The sequence below is a fragment of the Propionicicella superfundia DSM 22317 genome, from assembly GCF_000423465.1.
GTDB lineage: Bacteria > Actinomycetota > Actinomycetes > Propionibacteriales > Propionibacteriaceae > Propionicicella > Propionicicella superfundia.
Genome location: NZ_KE384022.1, coordinates 1 through 20,274 on the forward strand (window position 1 = coordinate 1; position 20,274 = coordinate 20,274).

The window sequence follows — 20,274 nt, forward strand, 5'->3', positions numbered from 1 at the left end:
GACAACGCGAAATCACCAACCCCCAGCCACGACCGGCCGGCAACACCCCAACTCCAGTCGCCACTCTCCGGATCACGGCCGATCAAGGACGCCGCGCCGGTCCAGGTCCCCTCCCAGAAGTTCCCGAGCCCGTGCCCGACAGACTCCGTGCAATTCCGGCTCTCCTCCACCGGCCGCCCCCACGACGACACATCCGGATTCGCATCCAACGCCGCAGCCGTGATCGCCTGCGCAGGGACAGCACACACCGTGGTCAACTCGGCCTGGATCGTGTTCGCACACGTCGCCGCCGCCGTCGACACCGACTCGATGATCCGGTTCAACTCGCCCAGCAACGACGCGTTCTTCTCCACCGCCGGTCCATGCTCGTTCCACGGGATCGTGGTGTACGCGTGCGGATCCATACTCGTCCCCGCCAACTGCTCCTGCCCATGGGCACCCGACTCCCAGTAGCTCGTGAACGTGAAGCTCCCGTACGCCTCAAGATTCGTCACCTGATACCCGGCGAGCGCCTCGGTCCGGAACGCGACCGCACGCTCCTCGAACTCGGCAAGAGTCGGCTTGATCCCATCCAACGCGGCCGCATACGTCTCAAGCGCAGCACCCACACGCGTCGTCACCCCGCTCATCACCGCCGCACCAGACACCGCCGGACCCATCAACCCATACACAGCCTCCCCATCCGGAGACTCGAACACCCCCGGAGCCTGCAAACCCCTCCACGCCGACTGCGCATCCCCCGCCGCACCAGCCACACCCTCACCGAGCCCCACCACATCGCCCGCACTACCCGTGATCAAAGACGTATCAAGATCAGCAGACCTGAAAGGAAACGCAGCCGGATTGATCAACCCACCATCCGCAACACACACACCCTCATCGACCGGACTCGACATACCCGCTACCCCGCCCGATACCCGTGCTCATCGAAATAGCTGAAGTCACCGCTCGTGGCGGCGGTGAACATCTCGGTCTGGAACGTCGTCGCCATCTCCTCGTTCCCGGCCTGGAGCTGCCGAGCGGAGTTCCCGACCCCGGCGATACCCGCCGCGATATGGTTCGCAATGTTTCGGAGGTTCACGTTCTGCTGCTCGGCGAGAACCTCGTTCACCGCGACGGACACGCACTGGGTGACGCCACCACCCCAGGTGAGCCCGTCGAAGATGTCCGTGACGGTCTGCTCGGTCACCACCCCCAGCAACGCCTCGTAGGCGGTTCCGGTCTTCGTCAGTGTGGCCGACACGGACGCCGCCTCCATCCGCCATTCAGACATCGCCGTCGTCCTTCCGTGTGACCGTCATCGTTTCTCCTTCACGACACCGCCCACCGCGTCGGCGAACGCCTCTGCGAGCTCTCGCCCCGTGACACCCGACCCGAACGGGAGGGTGATCTCCGTCCACAGGCCGAAGGATGCGGGCGGGTCCTGCAACAGGGCCGCCGCGTCGTCCGGGGCATGCACCGGGACCGGATCGAACACGGTCAGCACCGGCCTCCCGCCGGTGCCGACGAACTGAGTGATCTCCCCACCCCGATACGACACGCCCGTCCCGTCGGGGATGACCCTGCGGGCGACCTGCGCCATGAGGTCCAAGGTGAGCGGGATGTCACTGAGCAGTACAAGCTCCTGGGCCATGTCAGGACCACCCCTGAAGCTCGGTGGCCAGCAGCGCACCGAGGCGTTCCTGGTCGAGGTCGAACGCGAACGCCCGCAGTTGCGCCCACAAGGGGTCGCTCCCGCTCATGCGCACGAGGACGCTGGGCACCCGGCCGGGGCCCAGCACCGTCACGTCGTGTCGCTGGGACAGTCCGGCGGCGTCCAGGCGGAGGGTTCGCACCGCGCGCGGTCCGATCAGCACCGCGACCGGCGCGTCCACCGGCCACGCCCCTGCCCGGTACCCGTACCGGCCGTCGACCTGGTGCAGCATCCCGGTCGTGACCAGCGCGACCCGCGGCCGGAACCCGCTCACGAGACCGGCGAGCATGTGGGTCACCTGGGGCATCACACGCTCCCGCAACTGCGCGCGGGGCAGCCGCGCCAGGTGGGGCAGCGGGACACCGCCGTGGACGCGCTCGATCAGGCCGTCACGGGTGCGCGCCACCGTCAGCGACGCCCACGCGCCGGCATCTGTCGCAGCGAGAATCGGGTCGGCGGCCGGCATCTGCTGCTGCGCCAGCACGGTCAGGGCACGGTGACCCCACCCGGAAGTGAGAGGTTCGTCCCGTCCGAACCGCACCAGCCGGCTCCCGCCGAGCAACGAGACCGCATGGTCGGCGAGAGGCCCGACGACGGTGTCGTCGGTGGCGCGGTCACCGGCGTAGATGTCGAAGAACACCGCAGGCACCACAGGCGAGTCGGTGTTGACCGGCGCGTGGCCCGGCCCGCCGACCCTTCTGGCCCAAAGCTCCGGTATCGCACGGACAGCCTGACCGGACCGGGCGTCGAAGACGCCCTGTTCGTCGCGGAACGCCCACATCGCGCCGCTTTCGGCCATCGCCGCATACAGATGCGGGCTGATCGTCGCGCCCGGGCCGGTGAGCAGCACGGGACGTGTCCTGGAGGCTCGGCAGTCGCCCAGGAAATGCCACAACGGACGGGAGTACACCACCCGGTCGTGATCGACCACGCGGAGGGCGTACTCATCCGTCCACTCATCCGCGAGTGGATGGACGGCGGCGACCATCAGAGAGGAAGCGCCGCCCGCGCCTTCTGCAGGGCGCTGAGAGCGATGTCGTCGTTCTGTTCCAGCGCGCCGCGGATCGTGGTGATGACCTGCCGCACCTGGGTGCCGGCATCGGTCCACTGCTGCTCGAGGCCCGCATACTCCTCGGAAACCCCGTCGGCCTGGTAGTCCGCGAGGGCGGCCTTCACGTCCTGGTCTCGGCGCTGCAACGCCGCCTCCAGACGGGCGGCTGCCTGTTCGAAGTTGGCCTGCGCGGCCTGCGACGCGCCGACGCTGTAGTCGTTGCGATCCTGCTGGTTCGAGTACCCGCTCATCGTCAAGTCCTTCTGTGGTCGGTGTTCAGGCGGTGGCTTGGCCGGAGATGCGGGCCAGGACGGTCTCGCTGCTGAAATCGGACGAGCCCTGCGCGGTGTTGTGCGCGGCCGCGCCGTCCTCCGCCGCGGTGACGAACGCGAGGTTCTGCCCCTGGATCGACCCGACGATCCCGGAGAGCGCGTTGTTCAACTGGGTAGCGATCTGATCGGTCTTCGCCTTGAACTCGTTGAACTTCGCACGCGCGGGCCCGTTGAACACCCCTTCCAGAGGTTCGGCCGCCTCGACGAGCTGACGCACCAGGGTGCCCAGGTCCTCCGACTCCGTCTGCGTGCGCTGGCCCAGCCGAACCAGGGTCTGCTCCTCCATCGAGAACTTCATGATTCACGCGCCCCTTCCGAAACCGACCGACGTCATCCCGAATAGTACGGGCGGGCAGTGTCATCGGATCCGAGCGCCATCGACCACCGTGGCCATCTCGGGCACATCGGCCGGTGTTTTCCCCGCTGACCGGGTGGATAGCTACGCTGCACGGCATGGCAGAGGTGTCTTCCGCATCCGCCGCACCCCATCGCTGGACGAGGTTCGCCTCGCCCGCGGTCGACGTGCTCACAGCGACCCTGGCCGCGCTCACGACGCTGCTTCTCGCCCCGTCGCCGGCCTGGCCGTGGGCGGTGTCGGTGCTGCTCACAGCCGGAACGGCGCTTGCCGGATGGCGTGGAATCCACGGCGGCAGCCTCGGCCACACGATGCTGCGAGTACGGACGGTCGACGCGGTCACCGGGCTTCCCTCGTTCCGGTTCCATGCCCGCCGTGCCACCGTGGTCCGCGGCGGCACGATGGATCCGTTCGCGCTGCGCCCCCGCCCGGTCGCCACCGCCCAGGCCGCGCCCACGGCTTCGCGGGTGGCGATGGCGGGGTCTCACCTGCGGCTCGTCGTCGATGACGGCACCTCGCACATCATCACGTACGCGGCCGTGATCGGCCGAGACCCGACCGTGCCGCCGGACTCCCGGCACGTGCTGGTCGCGATCCCCGACCTGACCCGCACGATCTCCAAAGCCCACTTTCTCGCCCAGGTCACCGAGCAGGGAGTGGTGGTCACCGATCTGCGCTCCGCGAACGGCACGTGGGTGCTGGGCCACACCGCGCCGCTTCCGCCGCGGCAGCCGACGCTGGTGGCGTGGGAATCGACGCTGCTGCTCGGTGATCGCCAGGTGCTGCTGCAACGACGCGTGCGGGAGTCTTCGGAAGGGAAGGCGTCGTGATCGACTACGACCAGACCCTCATCGAGTCCACCCGCACACACCGGGACCGCCTCAACGCGGCCTTCGTCCACGGGGCCCAGACCGACCGCCGCCCGGTGAACACCAACCTCAAACGGCTCACAGGGTCGGTGATCCTGGGTGCGGTGGCCTGCGCGGTGTGCCTGGGGACCGGGTTCGTGCTGAACACCATCCAGACGCAGAAGGAGACCGCGGCGATCACCGCGTTCCGCCAGGTGATCGCGGCGAACCCCATCCGCCCGGGCGACGGCCTCGTCGAGGACGAGGCCACCGGCTACCTGCGGGAGACCCGCACCGGGCGGTTGATCGACCCCCGCACCGGGTTCGTCGTCGACCCCGCCACCGGACTGGCCACGGACCCGGAAGGACGCACCGTCGACCCGCGCACGAGTTGGTATGTCGATCCCGCGACGGGCTACTACACCGACCCCGCGACCGGCATCACGATCGACCCGGACACCCTGGACGTCGTCGATGCCGCCGAGAAGGAAGGGGGCCGTTGATGCCGTACCTGAGGGTCACCGTGATCGGCACCCGCCGCAAGGCCGACCTCGCCCTCCCCGCCGACCACCCGGTCGAGGAGTTGTTGCCCGAGATCGTGGCGCTCCTGGACGAACCGGCCGCGGCAGGCTCCGTGCTGGAGCTCACCAGCCTCCTCGGTGTCCCGGTGGACCCGCGTGCGAGCTTTGCCGACCAGGAACTCGACAGCGGCGTGGTCCTCCGGCTCGGGCGGGCGGACGAGATGCCGCAGCCCCCCGACGTGGCCGAGGTCACCGAAGCCGTCGCCTCCGCCGCTGTCACCCGCACCGATCGGTGGACGCCCCTCCTGACCACGATCGCGTTGGCGACCGCCATCGGGCTCACCGCCGCCACCGCGGGAACCTTGCTTCCGCTCACGCCCGCCTCGTCCATCACGCCGCTGGCCGTGGTGCTCGTCGCGGCCGCGGTCGGGGGCGCGGTGGAGGCGCGGCGCGGGAGCACCACCGCGGCCGCCGGTCTGTTCGCTCTCAGCGCCGGAGCCGCCCTGCCGCTCGCGCACCGTGCCGCCGAGACCTGGGAGCCGAGCTCCGCCCTGCCGGTGACTGTCGCGGCGGCGTGGGGCCTGGCATGGGCGTGCTGTGGGCTCGTCTTCGGCGTCGGCCGGCGGCGGCGCGGCATCCTCCCGGGCGCGGCCGTCGCGGTCGCCACCGGTGCGGTGGGGGCGCTCGCGGCCGCGTTCGACCTGCCGGTGCCCGTGGTCGCCGGCGGCGCCGGGATCATCGCCGCCGCGCTGCTGGGGCTTGCCCCGTCGTTCGCGCTCGCTGCGGCAGGTGTGGCGCGTCTGGACGACACCGTGACCGGCGGCGACGCCATCAACCGCCGTGACGTGACCGACGCGATCACGGAGGCGTTCACCGCTCAGACCGCCCTCGTGCTCGCCCTCACGGCTCCGCTGGCCGTCTCCACTGTGCTGCTCTCCTCCGGAGCCGGGGACGACACGCACGGGTGGGGCCCGGGCCTCGCCGCGGCGCTCGTCGTGTTCGTCCTCGCCCGCGCTCGCCTGTTCCCGCTCGCCCTCGCCCGCATCGCGCTCCTGTCGGCAGGGGCGCTTCCCGCACTGTGGTGGCTGTGGAGCACAGACACCGTCCCGGCCGGATGGCGTGCCGGCATCGCGGCCCTCCTCTGCGCGGTGCTCGTGGTGGCGGTGCTGCTGCGCTCCTCCGCCGCCGCGCAGGCCCGGATCCGCCGGGGGCTCGGGGTGGCGGAGGCGCTGTCGGTGATCGCCATGGTGCCGGCGCTGCTCGGGGTGCTCGGCATCTTCGGTGACCTGCTCGGGGCGTTCGCGTGATCCGGCCCGCGCACGCGCTGCGTCTGTTCGGACAGGGTTGCCAGGACGCCGCGATAGCCGCCGAGCGTGCCCTGCGGGCACCGCTGCCGGTGATCCGCCGCATCGCCTTCGTCTCCCTGGCCGGCGGCACCGGGTGCACGACCGCCTCCACCCGCACCGCCATGCTCCTGGCCGCGCGCCGCGCCGGCGGGGTGCTCCACGTCGACGCCACCGCGGCTGAGCGTCGGGGCGAACGAGCCCAGGACCCGCGCGTGGAGACCTGCGTGGTACCAGCGCCGGTGTGGCCCGCCGGGGTCGATGCGTGGCGTGGGCACTGCGACACCCTGCACCGTGCCCACGAGCTGACGATCACCGACTGGGGCGCGCTCCACCTGACACAGATGTCCCAGGTGGCGGCGTACGCACACGTGGTGTGCCTGGCCACGACGACCGAACGGGCCGCGGTACAGCGGACGCTCGACGCCGCAGCGGTCCTCCAGCACGCAGGAACCCCGACCCTCCTGGTCGCCTCCGCTGTGCGGGGCCGCCCCACCATCGCCACGCGCCGGATGCTCGCATCCATACCGATCCCGGCGCTTCTGCTGCCCTTCGACCTCACCGCGAGGCGGATCGACCAGGCGATCGTCGGCGATGCGTCGGCGCTCGCGCTCGCGCAGCTCGGCGCCGCGGTCGTTCGCGCCGCCACCCAGGCCCGAGCGGCTGCGGGTGCGGCATGAGCCGAGTCCTGTTTCGCAGGCCCACCCGCGTCACCGCGCCGCCGGTCCGCCCCGAGCCGGAGCTGATCCCGGCACCGCCCGCGCTGGAGCCCCAGGCCGGGGGCATGCCGTTGCAGTCCCTGCTGCCGCTGATCGGGGCGCTCTCCTCGGTGGTGATGATGGTCGTGCTCCGCAACGGGCAGCCGCTGTTCCTCGTGCTCGCCGCCGTTGTGTTCGTCGTGGCGGTGGTCGGCGGGATCGGTTTCGCGCTCTCCTCCCGTGGACGCGCCGTACGGCAGGCCCGCGACCGACGTGAGGCCTACCTGGACTACCTCGAACGGTTCCGGGGAGAACTGCGCGAACGCGGCGAACAGGATCGGGTGCAGGCCGTGACCGTCCACCCCGCCCCCCAGGGTCTGCTCGGGGTGCTGCGGGATCCCGCGCGGCGCTGGGAGCGCCGCCGTACCGACGACGACTACCTCACCGCTCGCATCGGACTGACCGCCCTGCCCTGGTTCCCGCTCACGGTCGCGGCCGGCGAGTCGCCGCTGGATCCGGCGGACCCCTTCCTCCAGCGCGAGGCCGAACTCGTCGCCCGCACCTTCAGCACCGTGCCGCAGATGCCGGTCGCCGCAGGTGTGCGGGACGCTGCGGTCGTCTCGGTCATCGGCGACCGAGACCGGGGCATGGAGGTGGCCCGCTCACTGATCGCGCAACTCGCCTGTGCGCACACTCCGGACGACCTCACCCTCGCCGCCGCCTACGACAGGGACCTGGCCGATGAGTGGGCCGGGTTCGACCTGCTCCCACACGTGCAGGATCCGGGTCTGTTCGACGGCCCCGTCCCGGCCCGCCGCGTCGCCGGCTCCCTCGCCGAGCTCGCGGACGTCCTCGCGCTCGACCTGGCCGCGCGTGCCGCGACGGCCACGAGCATGCTGCGGCACAGCCGGGCCCTGAACCCGCACGGCCGGCTGGTGGTGTTCGCCGACGATCACGGGCGCGCTGCGAGCGTGTTGCGGAGCCCCGATCCGCACCTGCCTGTGCGAGATCTCGGCGTCACGGTCGTGCACCTCCTCGCCGACCGGCTCCACGAACCGGACGACGTCGACCTCCGGATCACCCTCGGCGAGGGCACCGCGACGCTGACCTCGCACGCGTCCGGCCCGGCCCCGGAGCACATCGAGTTCGCACCGGACGCGATGTCGGCGGGTGCGCTCGAGGCGCTCGCGCGGACGATGGCCGCCTACCGCACGGTCGAGGCGGTGCGTCCGGAGGACGGGGTGACCGAGACCTTCGATGTCACGAGCCTGCTCGGCATCGAGGACGTCACCGGGATAGACCCGGACCGGTTGTGGGTGCCGCGACCGGCGAGCGCGTTCCTGCGGGTCCCGTTCGCGGTCGACGACCACGGCCGGCCCGTGTTCCTCGACCTGAAGGAGGCGGCGCAGGAGGGCATGGGACCGCACGGGATCTGCATCGGGGCGACCGGATCGGGAAAGTCCGAGATGCTGCGCACCCTGCTGCTCGCCCTCGCCCTCTCCCACCCGCCCGAGGACCTCAGCCTCATCCTGGTGGACTACAAGGGCGGGGCCGCGTTCGCCCCGTTCCAGGGGCTGCCGCATGTGGCGGGACTGATCGACAACCTGGCCGATGACCCGCAGCTCACCGTCCGCGCCCGCGCGTCCCTGCAGGGTGAGGTCGTGCGCCGCCAGCAGATGCTCAAGGATGCGGACTCGTCGCCGTCGATCACGCACTACCGGGAACTGCGCACGACACGGCCGGAGCTGCCGCCGCTGCCGCACCTGTTCCTGGTGATCGACGAGTTCGGAGAACTGCTGACGGCGGAGCCGGAGTTCATCGACCTGTTCCTGCAGATCGGCCGTATCGGACGGTCCATCGGCATTCACCTGTTGCTGTCCAGCCAGCGCATCGAGGCCGGGAAGCTCCGCGGACTGGACACCTACCTCTCTTACCGCCTGGGGCTACGGACGTTCAGCGAGAGCGAGTCGCACGTCGTGCTCGGCACGACCGACGCGTACCACCTGCCGGCGCAGCCCGGGTACGGATACCTGAAGGTCGACACCTCCGTCTACCAGCGGTTCCGCGCCGGCTACGTCTCCGGTCCCATCCCTGTCCGCGGCGAGATCATCGCCGAGGAGCAGCCACGACGGGTGTTCCGCATCCCTGTACACAACGGCATCGCCACCGGCGACGACACCGGAACCCCCCGCGCGATGACTCCACTGCTGACCGCGCCACAGGCCGACGGCGTGCTCGTCGACGAAGCCGTCACCCGGCTGCGTGCCGACGACCGCACCGTCTCCTCGGTGTGGCTGCCGCCGCTGCCGGAGAGGCTCTCCCTCGGACAGGTGCTCAGCGACCATCCGGCCGGCGACGAGAACACCGCGGCGCTGACGGTGCCGGTCGGGCTGATCGACGACCCCGCCCACCAGACGCAGTCGCCCTGGCTGTTGGACCTCACGCGCGGAGGCGGGCACCTCGCGATCATCGGCAGCCCGCAGTCCGGGCGCACCACCTTGCTGCGCACCATCGCCGTCTCCGTCGCCCTCACCAAGACGCCCGCCCAGATCGCCCTGTACGGGATGGACCTCGCCGGCGGGGGGTTGCGGCGACTGGAGCCGTTCCCGCATGTCGGCGGGGTCGCCGCCCGCTCCGACCCGGCGCGGGTACGGCGCCTCGTCGAAGAGCTCACCGCCATGGTCGCGACCCGCGAGCGCGTCATCAAGGACGCCGGCATCGACTCCATGACCCACTTGCGTGCCCGTCATGCGAACGGTGAGCTCCCGGGGCTGGACGCGGCAGATGTCATCGTGCTCGTCAACGGGTACGGCACTCTGAGGCAGGAGTTCGACGACCTCGATGCCGCGTTCACCCAGATCATGATGCGCGCCGCGAACGTCGGCGTGCACGTGGTGCTCGCCCTGTCGCGGTTCAGCGACCTGCGCATCGCCCACCAATCCCTGTTCGGAACCAGGATCGAACTCCGCCTCAACGACCCCACCGAATCCCAGATCGACCGTGGCCTGGCGCGAACCATCAGGCCCGGGACCCCCGGACGGGCACTCGCCGACAACGGGCTCCTCGGTCAGGTCGCGCTTCCCGTGCTGGAGACGGTCGACGATGACATGCTCGGCGAGGAGATCGAGCAGCTCGGCCGCCGGGTCGCGTCCTCCTGGTCCGGGCCCGCGGCCGCCCCCATCCGACTGCTCCCGCTGGACCTGGCCCCGGAGTCGCTGCCCGACGCGGCGGACGAGCCGGACGCGGTCCCGTTCGGGCTCCGGCAGGACACCATGGGCCCGGCGTTCTGGGAGTTCCAGCACTCCGACCAGCACCTGATCGTGCTCGGCGACGCCCGGGCGGGGAAGACGACCGCGCTGCGGATGATCGCCGCCGGGCTGATGCAACGCTTCACCCCGAAAGAGCTCGCGATCGCGGTCGTCGACTCCCGCGGGCACCTCGCCGGAATCGTCCCCGACGAGTACCTCGCCGCGCACGCCCGGACCGCAGCCCAGGCAGCCGGGCTCGCGTCCTCCATCGCGACCGAACTCGCCAGGCGCCCGGAGCTGGACGCGACGGGGCTTGCCGACGTGCCGCGAGTGGTGCTGCTCGTCGACGACCACGACATCATCAGCGCCGGCGGGACCGAACACCTCGCCCCGCTCGCTCCCCATCTGCCCACAGCGAGGGACAGCCGCTTCCACATGGTCGTGACCCGTCCGGTCGCGGGGTCCGTACGCGCCATGTACTCCCCGTTCCTGCAGGGCATCCGCGACACCGGCGGCGCGCTCCTCGTGCTTTCCGGCGACCGCGCCGAGGGGCAGATCCTGCCTCGCCTCTACCCCGAACGCTTCCCACCCGGCCGTGGTCGCTACGCGCGACGCGGCGATGCCCCGTTCGTCGTCCAGGTCGCGAACCTGCCCGGCAGGACGGAGAAGACGCGGTGACCACACTGACGTTTCTCGGCACGTGCGGCGGAGCGGGGGCGACCACGCTCGCCGCCCTGAGCGTGCATCTCCTGGCCGAACACGGCATCCGGATACCTGTCCTGATCGCCCACGACCCGGCCGCGTTCAACGAGCGCCTCGGCGAGCCGCCGCAGACGACGCAGGCATCCGCAGATGAGCTCGTCGACGGCGGGCGGTACACGGCAGCGAAAGCCACGGCGGCGCTCGGCCAGGGCACACTCGCCCTCGTCGGCGCGCACACCCCGCACGGAACAGCGACTCTGGACGACGCCCTCGCCGACATCACGGCACGGTTCGGGCAGACCGGCTTCGGCCGCACCATCCCCGTGCTCTGTGCAACCTACGGACGCCCGTCGCCGCTCGCGGCTCCGGAAGCGGTCCGGATCCCGTTCGATCCCAGCCTCGGCCCGGGTGGCCCGGCCGCCGACGTCACACCGGTCCTCCGGGCGCGCACCCGGACCGTGCTGCACCAGCGCTGGGTTCCGATCCTGCGCGCCGTCTACGCCAACCGGTGAGCGGCCCGCGGGTCGTGTGCGCGGCATGCGCCGCGATGATCAGGTCGTGAACGCCGCGGGGCCCGCCTGATCGTCGGGGGATGGGCGGTCAGATCAAGACGTTCGTGTCGAGGATCACGCTGAGCGACGAAAACAGCAACAGTGTCGAGGCGACGCTCAGCAGACGATGGGGTGGCACTGCCCGCCTCCAAGGCGTAGAAGTCATTTTCACTTGGTGGGGATATTGGATTTCCTGGGTGACGCTTACCTGGGCATCCCTTGCGCCAGAGAGAGTGACAAGAATCTGGAACCAAAACGGCGCTCCCTACTGACGGAAGGCAAATCTATTGGTCGGCGACCGTAGCTGGCCAGTCGTGCTCTTGCAGTACTTTTTCGTAGTGATCGAGCACTGGTGTAATGAGCTGGTGGCTGCGGGCGCTGGCAAGGATTTCACGGAAGCCCGCGATCCATTCGCCTAGTCCATGCTTCATGTGCTCGGTTACCATCATCTTCGTGTTATCGTCGAGAAACATCGACTGCATAACACGAGTAAGGATAGAGGTCGGGAGCGCGAACAGCGGCGCAGGCCACAACCCTGCCGTGCTTGTCCCTGTGGCGCGGCAAACAGCAAGCCCCTCCCGAAACCCACACACAAGTCGCTCGACGGCATGCCGGTCTCCTGTGAAGGCTTCGTAGCTTCCTGCCTCGATCACTGGTGCCGCAGTTAGCGACTGCTGCAAGTTGTGGACCTTGAGCCAGTCAAGCATCCGTCGTTGTCGCTTCACAGTGAGTCCGGCCTCTTCGAATGCGCGACATATGCGAGTGGCCTGGAGTTCCTGTCCGCGAGAACCGGCTTCTAGGATCGTTCCGGTTCCAAATACGATGACGTTAAGTTCGTGGCCGCTACGGCCACCGCCAACCTGGGACGGGAAACCGACCAAATACGTCCCCCGCGACAGGTATTGTTCAACTTGGCGCCGAAGATCCCAATCGTTCAACATGAACACGATCTGACATTTACCTTCTGCCGGTTTAAGCACTGGCAGCACCTCGCGCAAATGAAGTTGGTCAATCATCACGAGAATCACGTCGTAGTGTTCAGGCTCCACTGAAGTGACGGTAACCGGGGTGTGGCTGTAGTGACCACTGCCATGCCCTTTGCGAAGGTCTCGTACCTGCAAGTCAAATGCCTGGGAGTAGAAGCTCTCACGGCCGCTGCGAACAAGGTACTGTACTTCGTGACAAGCTGAGAGCATCCACCCGTAAGCCAGTCCGATTGTCCCGGCTCCCACGATCAACACTCGCATGATCCCATTCTTCCATGCGGCCGTTGAGGGCACCCACAGATCGGGACGGCTCACCGCCCTATGCTCGGCCCGCTCTGGCCGGGAGTGCCGTCGAGCGATCGGGAGACGCGGAGTTGGCGTTCGCGCTCGGCGAGCATACGGGCGGCCTCGCGGCGGGCTTCCCCGGCCGCACGGGTCTGCGCGATCCGTTCGACCGCCTCGACCGGGGTGAGCGCCCGCAGCGTCTCGGGTGCACCTCGCTCATATCGACGGTACGGCCCCGCAAGGTTGCAGCCATGTCGAGCACTCCATCTCTGCCCACTGCGGGCAGTTGCGCACGGTCGCCGATCAAGGCGAGGGTTGCGCCGTTCTCGGCGGCGACGGTGAACAGAGCGAGGGCGCTGTCTTGGTCGAGCATCCCGGCCTCGTCCGCCACGACTCGCTCACCCGCCGCAGCCGCGCGGCGTCGGGTGGGCCGGTGTAGACGCGGCCCGTCTCCGGGTCGACGTCGCCGGGTGTGAGGCGTGTCCATACGCCGTCACGGTTCCACTGGTACCCGTGAGCGTGCACGAGCGCGGCAACCGAATCAGCGGGAACGTCGAGAGCCTGGTGTGCGACGTCGGCGGCTTTCTTCGTCGGTGCAACCACCCGCACCGCCCCGCTCATTCACTGAGGCGATGGCGGTGGCAAGCATGGTCGGCTTCCCGCTGCCCGCAGCACCTTCCACGATGACCAACGGATCGGTCGATGCGACCGCTGCGGCAGCCTCCGCCTGACCCGCGTCGAGACCAGCGGCCTGCGCTCGGCGTTGCGCGTTGGGGTGCGCCGGTTCCACAAGCCACGCCATTTCCCCGCCGCGAAGACGGCATCAAGACCGCATCCGTGCGGGCCTGGCCGACGTGAACCGCCGCCTTGCCGAACACAGTGAGCACCACACGGGCGGGCGCGCGTTCCTGCACGACTCGCTGCGGCTGCTCGCCGACGCGCACCGCGCCTACCAGCACTCAGGCGACGCCGACAGGCGGATCGCGAACCAAGCCTTCCACACGCGCTTGGACATCACCGACGACGAACAACTCCGCCCGCACCTGGTCGAACCCTTCGCCACGATCTTCCGTCAAGCACACGACAGCGGCGACGAGGCAAGGAAGCGAAACGGGACGCTTCGACAGGCTCAGCGACCGGGAACAGCGATGTCGCGTGTTCCCGTAAGGCACTTTGGGTGGGCCTTCCCGGACGATTCTCAAACTCGCGCCCGGCGCTGAGAACCCTGATTTCCCGTGTTCTCAAGGGCTCCGAGGGCCGCGGCTCGCGGTCGAGGACGCCCGATAGGCACGATACACGCGGTCCTGTCGCAAGAAATCCTGCGAAGTCTCAAACTCGACTCAGCCCCAAGAAGCGCGCCGAGCTGGTCGCCGCCTACCAGGCAGGTGAGCCCGTGCGAACCATCGCCGCGAGGTTCGGAGTGCATCGCGGCACGGTGTCGGAGTTCGTCAGGCAGGCGGGCGTTCCCGCTCGGGAGCCTGGCCTGGATGCTGGCGGTCGTACGCGGGCTGCGGCACTGTACGAGTCCGGTATGACGCTCACGCAGGTCGCCGATCAGGTGGCGGTGGGCGTGGAGACCGTGCGCGCCGCGGTACTCGCGGAGGGCGGCACGATTCGTCCGAGGGTCGGGTGCCGCGTGCGGCGCGCTGAGGTCACTCGGCCGCGGTAGCGTCCGTGGGGGTCACGATGAGGGCGGGCACGGGGCAGGCCCCGAGGACGGCATCGAGGTCGGAGTCCGCGACGATGAACGGAGCCGCCTCGGGCACGATGAGGCGCAGCAGGTCGCGCACGTCGCCGATGCGGTCGGTCAGGCCGGTGCGGGTGGAGAACACCGGTTCGTTGTGAGCCAGCCTGTTGCGGAACTTCACGACCCGCGCCACGAGGTCATGAACTCCGGCGCGGCGGGTGCCACGCGGGAATGCGCGATGCAGGAGCGGGTTCCAGATCAGCGGCGCTCGCTCCGGCAGAGTCAGGTTCGCCCAGAACCCGAAGGCGAGGGCTGCGACGACCTCACCGTGGGTGGGGTTCGCGCCGAGGCCGCGGCGGGCGTCGGCGATGCGGTCCAAGCTGGTGCGGTTGCGGGCACGCTGTCGGGCGCGGGCCTTCGCGATGCCCTGCTCCTGTCGGAACAGCGGCGAGGTCGGGTCGATCGTCCAGTCCGGGAACGTGACGGTGAGTTCGCGGTCGTAGGCGTTGCGGAGGGCGACTTCGAGGTGTCCGACGCATACCAGGCCGGCGGCGGCAACGCGCGAGTTCCAGCGGTATAGGTTCAGCGCGAGGTCGTGGTCGCCGCCGGCGGTCGTGAGGTAGCGTTCGTAGCGGGGATCGCTGAGCCAGCGGCGCGCGGCGGCTTCATCGAGTCGCTGTTGTCCGGCGCTGGTCATGTGGCGTATCCTAGTTTCATCGCCCCGCGGACTAACCGTCCTCTGTCGGCTCTTTGGAGCTGGTCAGGCACCGCGGGGCTTAGTCTTGCCCGCACCTGGATCGCGGTGCCTCTGGTGTTCAGAAGCCCCGGTGGACCTCTGACCTTGGTCACGTCGCCGGGCCCAGTCTTTCCCTCGGACGAGGCCCGCGTCGCTGCGGTACGTCTCGGGTGGCTCGTCCCGGCGTCGCTCCATGCGGCTGCCGCCTGTCTCTTGGAGGGTCAGGCAGATCAGAACTTCGCAGAGCTCGTGCAGGTCGGACGGGACACGATGCACCGCTCCACCGCTCGTCGGTGCGCGCGCCTCTCAGCCTGGCCCACCCAGATGAACTCGATTGTCGCTGCACCCCCGCTCACGCGGGGTTCGGCGCGCGTGCGGGAAGGGCCTGCCCGCTGGTGTCGTTGACGACGCGGTCTGCGCGCTGACGACCGCGTCGGCGGGGTTTTCGCACGACAAGTGCGACGGCGGCATGGATCGAAACCTGGGGAATGCGCCGGGCGCGAACGGTCTAGGAGATCCCGTGACCCGTCTGAGCCGGTCCGCCCTGGCGCCTCTGGCTCTCTACGGGATAGCGAGCCTCGGAGTGGGACCGCTGAGAGGCATGGGCGTGGTGAGCACGGACGAGGTCGTGCTGCCTCTACCGACGGCCGGGCAAACGTTCACCCAGCTTCGAGCGCTGACCTATCTGGGTCATGGTCGTTCCCGATGGGATTGGATGTCCGCGGGCACTGACCACCCCGAGCCGCCACGAGAGGCCCACCTACCTCCTACGTCGAGGGTTTGAACCACGACTTTGGGTGGGGCGTGCGGGGCTCGAACCCGCGACCCAAGGATTATGAGTCCTCTGCTCTGACCTGCTGAGCTAACGCCCCCGGTGCGTCACAGGGTACCGGGGGTGGCACGGTCGCCGCAGGCCCGAGCGGCGTGGGGTCGCCCGGTCGGTCTCTCCCAGCGACCCGGCGAACCGGCATGCTTGGGCGCATGGATGCACAGACTCAGTCCTTCCTCACACAGGCGGCCACGTTCACGGCCCTGCTGACCGACCCGGGCGACTGGGAGGCGGCCAGTCCGTGCGAGCAGTGGACGGCCGCCGACGTCGTCGCCCACCTCGTCGAGACCGAGCGCGGGACCCTGGAGTCCCGCGGGGTGCTGTTGCCGGAGCCGGAGCTGACCTCCGATCCGGGCCAAGCGTGGAGCGCGCACCTGGACGTGCTCCGCGACGTCCTCGCCGACGAGACACTCACGACGGCGTCCTACGAGGGCATGTTCGGTGCGACGACGCTCGCTGACACGCTCGCCGAGTTCTATCGGTTCGATCTCATCGTCCACGGCTGGGATATCGGTCGTGCGTGGGGACGCCCGCCCCGGCTGACCGATGCCGAGCTCGACACGGTGGAGGCGCTCATCGACAAGACCGGGCCGATGCTCTACTCGGAGGGTGTCTGTGCGTCACCGATCCTCACCCCCGACGGAGCGGACCGGCAGACCCGCGTCCTGGGACGGCTCGGCCGGGAATCCTGACGAATATCCGCCGATCGCTCCTGTGGACGCGCGCCGCCGGGCATGATGAACGGCATGGCCACCTTCGCAGTGATCTACACGTACTCCGACGACACCGAGTTGCGCGCCGCCGTGCGGCCGCGGCACCGGGCGTACCTCGGTGGGCTGGGCGAGCAGAGCATCTGCCTCGTGGCGGGTGCATGGACGCCCACGGAGCCGCCGGGCGCGTTGCTCGTCTTCCGCGCCGACTCCAAGGAGGAGGTCGAGGATCTGCTCGCGAACGACCCGTTCGTCACCGAGGGGTACGTCGTCGACAAGCAGATCTTCGAATGGGGAGCCGGGATCGGTCCGCTCGCCAAGCAGTTCCAGTGAGCTGAGTCGCCCGGAACGGTACCGCGGGGGCAACGACGCGCCGCGGACCGCACCTGGCACGCGTCGGGGTCTCATTCTCCGGCTGTGACGAGGACCTTCCCGACGACGCCACCGGCATCCAGGTAGGCGAACGCCTCTGACGCCCGGTCGAACGGGAAGACCCGGTCAACGACACCGGCAAGGTCGCCGGCGTCCGCGAGCGCGAGCAGCCGTGTCGTGATGGATGGCGTCGCGACGGCAGCGAGCGAGCGCAACTGGCGCGACGACCCGAGGGGCAGGATCGAGGCGCGGGCCATCCGCCCGAGCGGGCCCAGGACGCGGTTCGTCCCGCCCGACACCCCGACGACCACGCCGTCGTCGCGCACCAGGCGCTGCAGAGCCCTCAGCGATGCCCTGCCTCCCAGATCGATGGCGGCGTCGTAAACGCCGGCCGGGAGTGTGCCGAGATCCGGGTCACGATCGCCGACCCGCGCCGCGCCCTGCCACGGCCGTCCTCGCGCGAGCGCTGCACAGGGCGTGGACGTAGGTATCGCGACGCGAAGCCGATGTAACGAACTACTCGCATGGCCGATGTTGTGGCTCAGACAAGCTCGATGAACGCGAGCGGCATGAGTTCAACACCATCCGGCCCGGTCTCGGATTCCACCAGCACCGACCTGACCTTCACATCGCGCGTCGCAACCCCGTCTGCGCCGTGCAGGCCCGGGATGTTCCCGACGCTGACCCGGCCGTCAGCACAATTCCATGCAGGGTGGATGCTCACCGTGATCTCGAGGTCTTCGCCGGGCATCATCATCGCCCCGATAACGCCTGCCCCGCCATCGCCAAGGGACGGATCCACTCTTGCGCGCACCCATCGGTCAGGCCCCCAGCCCCAGACGTGCGTCGCCTGTGTCGGCTCCGCAGGCAGCATCCGGGCGACATGGATGCCAGGTTCGACGGTATCGATCCAAAGCCACTCGTCTATGTCAAGCCGGGCCAGGTCGGCCCACGCACCATGCACGGGCGACAACGTGCCCGATTCCCGGGTCCCGGTGCCGCTCATGAGTCCTCCTCCTCGTGCGCGTCCGCAAGCGCTCTGAGCCCCTCCACGTCCACAGCGGCTCGGGCCAGTTCGTCAGCAGCCACCTCCAGCGACCCGTATCCTCTGCCAGCATGGCCACCGACGCCGATGAGACCGTCGTTCATGTCTTTCAGTACCACCCGCAACAGTCCTTGCACAGACGCAGGCATCTGGCCACCCGCATATCCGATGGCAAGCGTCAACGTCGCGCCTTCCGGAATCGCCTCGACTGTGTACAGTGCAGAATCCCGAGCCCCGCCGGTGAATCGGTCAATAGCCACGTGGGTTCGTGTCAGCATCTGCGACACCTCCAGGAGCGAATCCTCGAACCAAAGCAGGCCGCGCCCGCGATCGGGGGCGCCGTAGAGAAGGTCGACCACTCGGAGGCCAAGCGCCTCGTCCATGCAGACCGACAGGATCAACGCGGTTCGATGCCGGAAGACCCCCTTCCACGAAGACCCCGGGATGAGCGGCTTCCCATCGGAGCGCAACTGAGCCAACATGCGTCCACGTGGGCTGTCACTTCCCACTGTGTCGCCGCCGCCGACGTGAATCGGATCCCGTGCTGTGAGGACCGTTCGCCACGCAGGGGGCGCGGTGCCGACGCCCTCCTCGTCGTAGGTCTCCACGCTCTCCGGCGGGGCACCGTCCGCCAGCGTCCACTCGTCCCGCATTGTCAGCCACCACGTGAGCTGAGCGGCGTGGTCGAGTCGAACGGCAAGCGCTCGTACTCGTGTCACGCGTGACCGCCCAAGCCCCTGCCCTCGTCCTCTGCCCAAGGACGGCGCCCATGTCCGCAGCGACTCGAGAAGACCGCGATCGAAGGAGCCGTCGTGAAACAGAACAAGCCTCCCACGGCAGGGCTCGGCCCATTGCTCGCGCCGTAGGGACGTCCCGAGAGCAGCAGACCGTCCCGCATCGACGGATGTCGCTCCACGGCCAGCCACACGAGCGTCGTCGAGGCGCGTTCCCAGGAGCCACAACCGACCAGGCCTGTGAGTGGTCTCACGGTCGTGAGCGCCCGTCGTGTGTTCCCACTCGCCCGGCCCCTTTCCGAGCCACGACTCCGCGCGTTCCGGGCCAAGATGACGGCGCAGAGCCCCAGCAAGACCAGTGGCAGGCAGATACGGACGGCACTCGACGCCCGGCCAGTGAGCGACGAGGACGGGCAGATCGCTCCCGGTCGATGCGTCGTCGACACCCCCCACGGCCCACCGCCCCGGGAGATCGAGATCGACGGTGATGAGCGTCACGACGTTCATCCGGGTTCTCCGATCAAAGTGTCCAATCGGGCGACGTGATCGCCGATATCGGGGTCCTTCAGAGTCCTCGCCACAAGATTGCGACTGTCGGGGCCAAGGTCTCTCGCCCAGGGCTGATTCAGAGCGTCGGCGATGCAGGTGGCCGCTGGGAGCCCGTTGTCGACCGTCAGCATCAACTGTCTACACGCGCCGCGGAGAGCCTTCAGCGTCTTGACCCGAAGCTCAGCCGGAAGCAGACCGGACAGCTCCTCGACAGGGTCCGCGTGCGCCTCGGAACTGACCCGCGCGGGTGCGACGCTCGCGATGGATCGATCTTGCGACCGATGCTTCTGCCCGCCTGGCTTCTCTCCCGACTCGCTGGCGAGATCCCACGTGCGCAGATCACCCACTGCGAACAGTTCGACCTCTCCGAATCCTTCACGCTGCCGCAAGCCGACCCCCTGGCGAACCTCTTGGAGCGACGACCGCGCCCATCCCGACAGCAGAGCTGTCGATCCCGTGGCCAGTGCCCATTCGAGGGGTTTCGGCACCCCTGCTACGCCGTGCCATCCCGAGACCTGCTCAGGGCGCGTCCAGGTGGCTCCCACATCGCCCGCGCCCGCGCGGGCACCGAGGTATCCCTTCAGATCGAAGGTCGGCTGTCCGAAGGCGCCGATGAGAATAGCAGGCGAGCGCAGCCGGAAAACAATCGTGTTCCCCTCGGGCAGTGGCGGGGCAACGGCGGGTTCCAGTGACCAGCCGCAACGACCGAGTGTGGACCGCTGCCCACCGATCGATATGTCGAACCTCTGCTGCAACCATGCCAGCTCCGCCGCCAGTTCGTCCTCGTCGGCACCGCGCACGGTCAGCCGCCCCCGGTAGCAGACCTGTCTTCCCATCGCCTTGCGGGTGAACAACTGCTCGTCCACCGCAGCGCCGTTCTTCAGTGCAGTCCGCGTCGTGTCGACCAGCCACGACCCGTCCACATCCCAGCCGCCGCGGCTCCGTTCGATCGCGCCTCCGCACATCGGGCAGACATCGAGACGCCGGGCAACGAGGTCA

The 20,274-nt window shown here is 69.2% G+C and carries 24 protein-coding genes and 1 tRNA gene; 10 read left to right on the top strand and 15 right to left on the bottom strand.

What is annotated here, in order from left to right; translation table 11 throughout:
- The 6 genes from G555_RS20105 to G555_RS0113575 form a co-directional block, all read right to left on the bottom strand.
- A partial coding sequence (locus G555_RS20105; protein ID WP_156887433.1) for a hypothetical protein occupies nt 1-620 on the bottom strand: 620 nt, incomplete at its 3' end.
- Nucleotides 621-901: 281 nt separating this feature from the next.
- Nucleotides 902-1,273 carry a DUF6507 family protein gene (locus tag G555_RS0113555; protein ID WP_156887570.1) on the bottom strand — a complete coding sequence of 124 codons (372 nt, stop codon included), beginning with the start codon at nt 1,271-1,273 and terminating at the stop codon, nt 902-904.
- 24 nt (nt 1,274-1,297) lie between these two features.
- Nucleotides 1,298-1,633, bottom strand: coding sequence for a hypothetical protein (locus tag G555_RS0113560; RefSeq protein WP_028709273.1), 336 nt, complete (start codon nt 1,631-1,633; stop codon nt 1,298-1,300).
- Between the two features lies 1 nt (nt 1,634).
- Nucleotides 1,635-2,681 carry a DUF6177 family protein gene (locus G555_RS0113565; protein ID WP_028709274.1) on the bottom strand — a complete coding sequence of 349 codons (1,047 nt, stop codon included), beginning with the start codon at nt 2,679-2,681 and terminating at the stop codon, nt 1,635-1,637.
- Nucleotides 2,681-2,995, bottom strand: coding sequence for a hypothetical protein (locus G555_RS0113570; RefSeq protein ID WP_028709275.1), 315 nt, complete (start codon nt 2,993-2,995; stop codon nt 2,681-2,683). Before G555_RS0113570 ends, G555_RS0113565 begins: the two co-directional genes overlap by 1 nt.
- Nucleotides 2,996-3,020: 25 nt before the next feature.
- Nucleotides 3,021-3,374, bottom strand: a complete 354-nt coding sequence (locus G555_RS0113575; protein WP_028709276.1) for a hypothetical protein — start codon at nt 3,372-3,374, stop codon at nt 3,021-3,023.
- 155 nt (nt 3,375-3,529) lie between these two features.
- Between G555_RS0113575 and G555_RS0113580 the strand changes: the two genes are divergently transcribed.
- The 6 genes from G555_RS0113580 to G555_RS0113605 are packed head-to-tail and all read left to right on the top strand — an operon-like array spanning nt 3,530 to nt 11,303.
- Complete coding sequence (locus G555_RS0113580; RefSeq protein ID WP_028709277.1) at nt 3,530-4,261, top strand: FHA domain-containing protein; 732 nt, start codon at nt 3,530-3,532, stop codon at nt 4,259-4,261.
- Nucleotides 4,258-4,782, top strand: a complete 525-nt coding sequence (locus G555_RS20110; RefSeq protein ID WP_036923126.1) for a hypothetical protein — start codon at nt 4,258-4,260, stop codon at nt 4,780-4,782. The genes G555_RS0113580 and G555_RS20110 overlap by 4 nt, the downstream gene beginning before the upstream one ends.
- A complete protein-coding gene (eccD, locus tag G555_RS0113590) occupies nt 4,782-6,107 on the top strand; it encodes a type VII secretion integral membrane protein EccD (protein WP_028709278.1) in 1,326 nt (441 codons plus the stop codon). Before G555_RS20110 ends, eccD begins: the two co-directional genes overlap by 1 nt.
- Nucleotides 6,104-6,823: a hypothetical protein gene (locus tag G555_RS0113595; RefSeq protein ID WP_028709279.1), complete on the top strand. Its 720-nt coding sequence runs from the start codon at nt 6,104-6,106 to the stop codon at nt 6,821-6,823. Before eccD ends, G555_RS0113595 begins: the two co-directional genes overlap by 4 nt.
- Nucleotides 6,820-10,767 (top strand): type VII secretion protein EccC, encoded by a 3,948-nt coding sequence (locus G555_RS0113600; protein WP_028709280.1) that lies wholly within the window; start codon nt 6,820-6,822, stop codon nt 10,765-10,767. Before G555_RS0113595 ends, G555_RS0113600 begins: the two co-directional genes overlap by 4 nt.
- Nucleotides 10,764-11,303 (top strand): hypothetical protein, encoded by a 540-nt coding sequence (locus G555_RS0113605; protein ID WP_028709281.1) that lies wholly within the window; start codon nt 10,764-10,766, stop codon nt 11,301-11,303. The genes G555_RS0113600 and G555_RS0113605 overlap by 4 nt, the downstream gene beginning before the upstream one ends.
- A 323-nt stretch (nt 11,304-11,626) precedes the next feature.
- On the opposite strand, the gene G555_RS21985 is transcribed toward G555_RS0113605, so the two are convergent.
- From G555_RS21985 to G555_RS23420, 3 genes are read right to left on the bottom strand one after another with little or no spacing between them, the layout of a single operon-like run.
- Nucleotides 11,627-12,589 (bottom strand): ketopantoate reductase family protein, encoded by a 963-nt coding sequence (locus tag G555_RS21985; RefSeq protein WP_036923129.1) that lies wholly within the window; start codon nt 12,587-12,589, stop codon nt 11,627-11,629.
- Nucleotides 12,590-12,647: 58 nt separating this feature from the next.
- The gene (locus tag G555_RS23415; protein WP_425413849.1) at nt 12,648-13,100 is read right to left on the bottom strand and encodes an AAA family ATPase; all 453 of its coding nucleotides are present in this window, start codon (nt 13,098-13,100) and stop codon (nt 12,648-12,650) included.
- Nucleotides 13,101-13,154: 54 nt separating this feature from the next.
- Nucleotides 13,155-13,295, bottom strand: coding sequence for a hypothetical protein (locus tag G555_RS23420; protein WP_425413852.1), 141 nt, complete (start codon nt 13,293-13,295; stop codon nt 13,155-13,157).
- A 172-nt stretch (nt 13,296-13,467) separates the two neighbouring features.
- Here G555_RS23420 and G555_RS21420 point away from each other — a divergent pair, with 172 nt between their 5' ends.
- Both G555_RS21420 and G555_RS23425 read left to right on the top strand, forming a co-directional pair.
- On the top strand, nt 13,468-13,833 hold the full coding sequence (locus G555_RS21420; RefSeq protein WP_051209220.1) for a hypothetical protein: 366 nt from the start codon (nt 13,468-13,470) through the stop codon (nt 13,831-13,833).
- Nucleotides 13,791-14,282 (top strand): helix-turn-helix domain-containing protein, encoded by a 492-nt coding sequence (locus G555_RS23425; protein WP_211223264.1) that lies wholly within the window; start codon nt 13,791-13,793, stop codon nt 14,280-14,282. Before G555_RS21420 ends, G555_RS23425 begins: the two co-directional genes overlap by 43 nt.
- Here the strand turns inward: G555_RS23425 and G555_RS0113630 are convergent.
- Nucleotides 14,266-14,997, bottom strand: coding sequence for a hypothetical protein (locus G555_RS0113630; protein WP_036923132.1), 732 nt, complete (start codon nt 14,995-14,997; stop codon nt 14,266-14,268). The two genes, G555_RS23425 and G555_RS0113630, sit on opposite strands and share 17 nt — an antisense overlap.
- A gap of 837 nt (nt 14,998-15,834) precedes the next feature.
- Nucleotides 15,835-15,908: transfer RNA gene (locus tag G555_RS0113635), tRNA-Ile, on the bottom strand.
- Nucleotides 15,909-16,017: 109 nt separating this feature from the next.
- Here G555_RS0113635 and G555_RS0113640 point away from each other — a divergent pair.
- Both G555_RS0113640 and G555_RS0113645 read left to right on the top strand, forming a co-directional pair.
- The gene (locus G555_RS0113640; RefSeq protein ID WP_028709286.1) at nt 16,018-16,557 is read left to right on the top strand and encodes a maleylpyruvate isomerase family mycothiol-dependent enzyme; all 540 of its coding nucleotides are present in this window, start codon (nt 16,018-16,020) and stop codon (nt 16,555-16,557) included.
- 54 nt (nt 16,558-16,611) lie between these two features.
- Nucleotides 16,612-16,908, top strand: coding sequence for a YciI family protein (locus tag G555_RS0113645; protein ID WP_028709287.1), 297 nt, complete (start codon nt 16,612-16,614; stop codon nt 16,906-16,908).
- A gap of 71 nt (nt 16,909-16,979) precedes the next feature.
- On the opposite strand, the gene G555_RS23115 is transcribed toward G555_RS0113645, so the two are convergent.
- Genes G555_RS23115 through G555_RS0113665 form a run of 4 tightly spaced genes read right to left on the bottom strand, consistent with a single transcriptional unit; the run spans nt 16,980 to nt 20,240 of the window.
- Nucleotides 16,980-17,492 carry a zinc-binding dehydrogenase gene (locus tag G555_RS23115; RefSeq protein ID WP_084635280.1) on the bottom strand — a complete coding sequence of 171 codons (513 nt, stop codon included), beginning with the start codon at nt 17,490-17,492 and terminating at the stop codon, nt 16,980-16,982.
- On the bottom strand, nt 17,489-17,953 hold the full coding sequence (locus G555_RS0113655) for a hypothetical protein (RefSeq protein ID WP_028709289.1): 465 nt from the start codon (nt 17,951-17,953) through the stop codon (nt 17,489-17,491). Before G555_RS0113655 ends, G555_RS23115 begins: the two co-directional genes overlap by 4 nt.
- A complete protein-coding gene (locus tag G555_RS22005; protein WP_084635281.1) occupies nt 17,950-19,233 on the bottom strand; it encodes an RAMP superfamily CRISPR-associated protein in 1,284 nt (427 codons plus the stop codon). Before G555_RS22005 ends, G555_RS0113655 begins: the two co-directional genes overlap by 4 nt.
- The gene (locus G555_RS0113665) at nt 19,230-20,240 is read right to left on the bottom strand and encodes a hypothetical protein (RefSeq protein ID WP_028709291.1); all 1,011 of its coding nucleotides are present in this window, start codon (nt 20,238-20,240) and stop codon (nt 19,230-19,232) included. Before G555_RS0113665 ends, G555_RS22005 begins: the two co-directional genes overlap by 4 nt.
- Nucleotides 20,241-20,274 lie beyond the last annotated feature (34 nt).

Coding starts and splice junctions, on each gene's coding strand:
- G555_RS0113555 (WP_156887570.1), bottom strand. CDS start 1,273: ATGTCTGAATGGCGGATGGAGGCGGCGTCCGTGTCGGCCACACTGACG.
- G555_RS0113560 (WP_028709273.1), bottom strand. CDS start 1,633: ATGGCCCAGGAGCTTGTACTGCTCAGTGACATCCCGCTCACCTTGGAC.
- G555_RS0113565 (WP_028709274.1), bottom strand. CDS start 2,681: ATGGTCGCCGCCGTCCATCCACTCGCGGATGAGTGGACGGATGAGTAC.
- G555_RS0113570 (WP_028709275.1), bottom strand. CDS start 2,995: ATGAGCGGGTACTCGAACCAGCAGGATCGCAACGACTACAGCGTCGGC.
- G555_RS0113575 (WP_028709276.1), bottom strand. CDS start 3,374: ATGAAGTTCTCGATGGAGGAGCAGACCCTGGTTCGGCTGGGCCAGCGC.
- G555_RS0113580 (WP_028709277.1), top strand. CDS start 3,530: ATGGCAGAGGTGTCTTCCGCATCCGCCGCACCCCATCGCTGGACGAGG.
- eccD (WP_028709278.1), top strand. CDS start 4,782: ATGCCGTACCTGAGGGTCACCGTGATCGGCACCCGCCGCAAGGCCGAC.
- G555_RS0113600 (WP_028709280.1), top strand. CDS start 6,820: ATGAGCCGAGTCCTGTTTCGCAGGCCCACCCGCGTCACCGCGCCGCCG.
- G555_RS21985 (WP_036923129.1), bottom strand. CDS start 12,589: ATGCGAGTGTTGATCGTGGGAGCCGGGACAATCGGACTGGCTTACGGG.
- G555_RS23415 (WP_425413849.1), bottom strand. CDS start 13,100: ATGGACACGCCTCACACCCGGCGACGTCGACCCGGAGACGGGCCGCGT.
- G555_RS0113630 (WP_036923132.1), bottom strand. CDS start 14,997: ATGACCAGCGCCGGACAACAGCGACTCGATGAAGCCGCCGCGCGCCGC.
- G555_RS0113640 (WP_028709286.1), top strand. CDS start 16,018: ATGGATGCACAGACTCAGTCCTTCCTCACACAGGCGGCCACGTTCACG.
- G555_RS0113645 (WP_028709287.1), top strand. CDS start 16,612: ATGGCCACCTTCGCAGTGATCTACACGTACTCCGACGACACCGAGTTG.
- G555_RS0113655 (WP_028709289.1), bottom strand. CDS start 17,953: ATGAGCGGCACCGGGACCCGGGAATCGGGCACGTTGTCGCCCGTGCAT.
- G555_RS22005 (WP_084635281.1), bottom strand. CDS start 19,233: ATGAACGTCGTGACGCTCATCACCGTCGATCTCGATCTCCCGGGGCGG.
- G555_RS0113665 (WP_028709291.1), bottom strand. CDS start 20,240: ATGTGCGGAGGCGCGATCGAACGGAGCCGCGGCGGCTGGGATGTGGAC.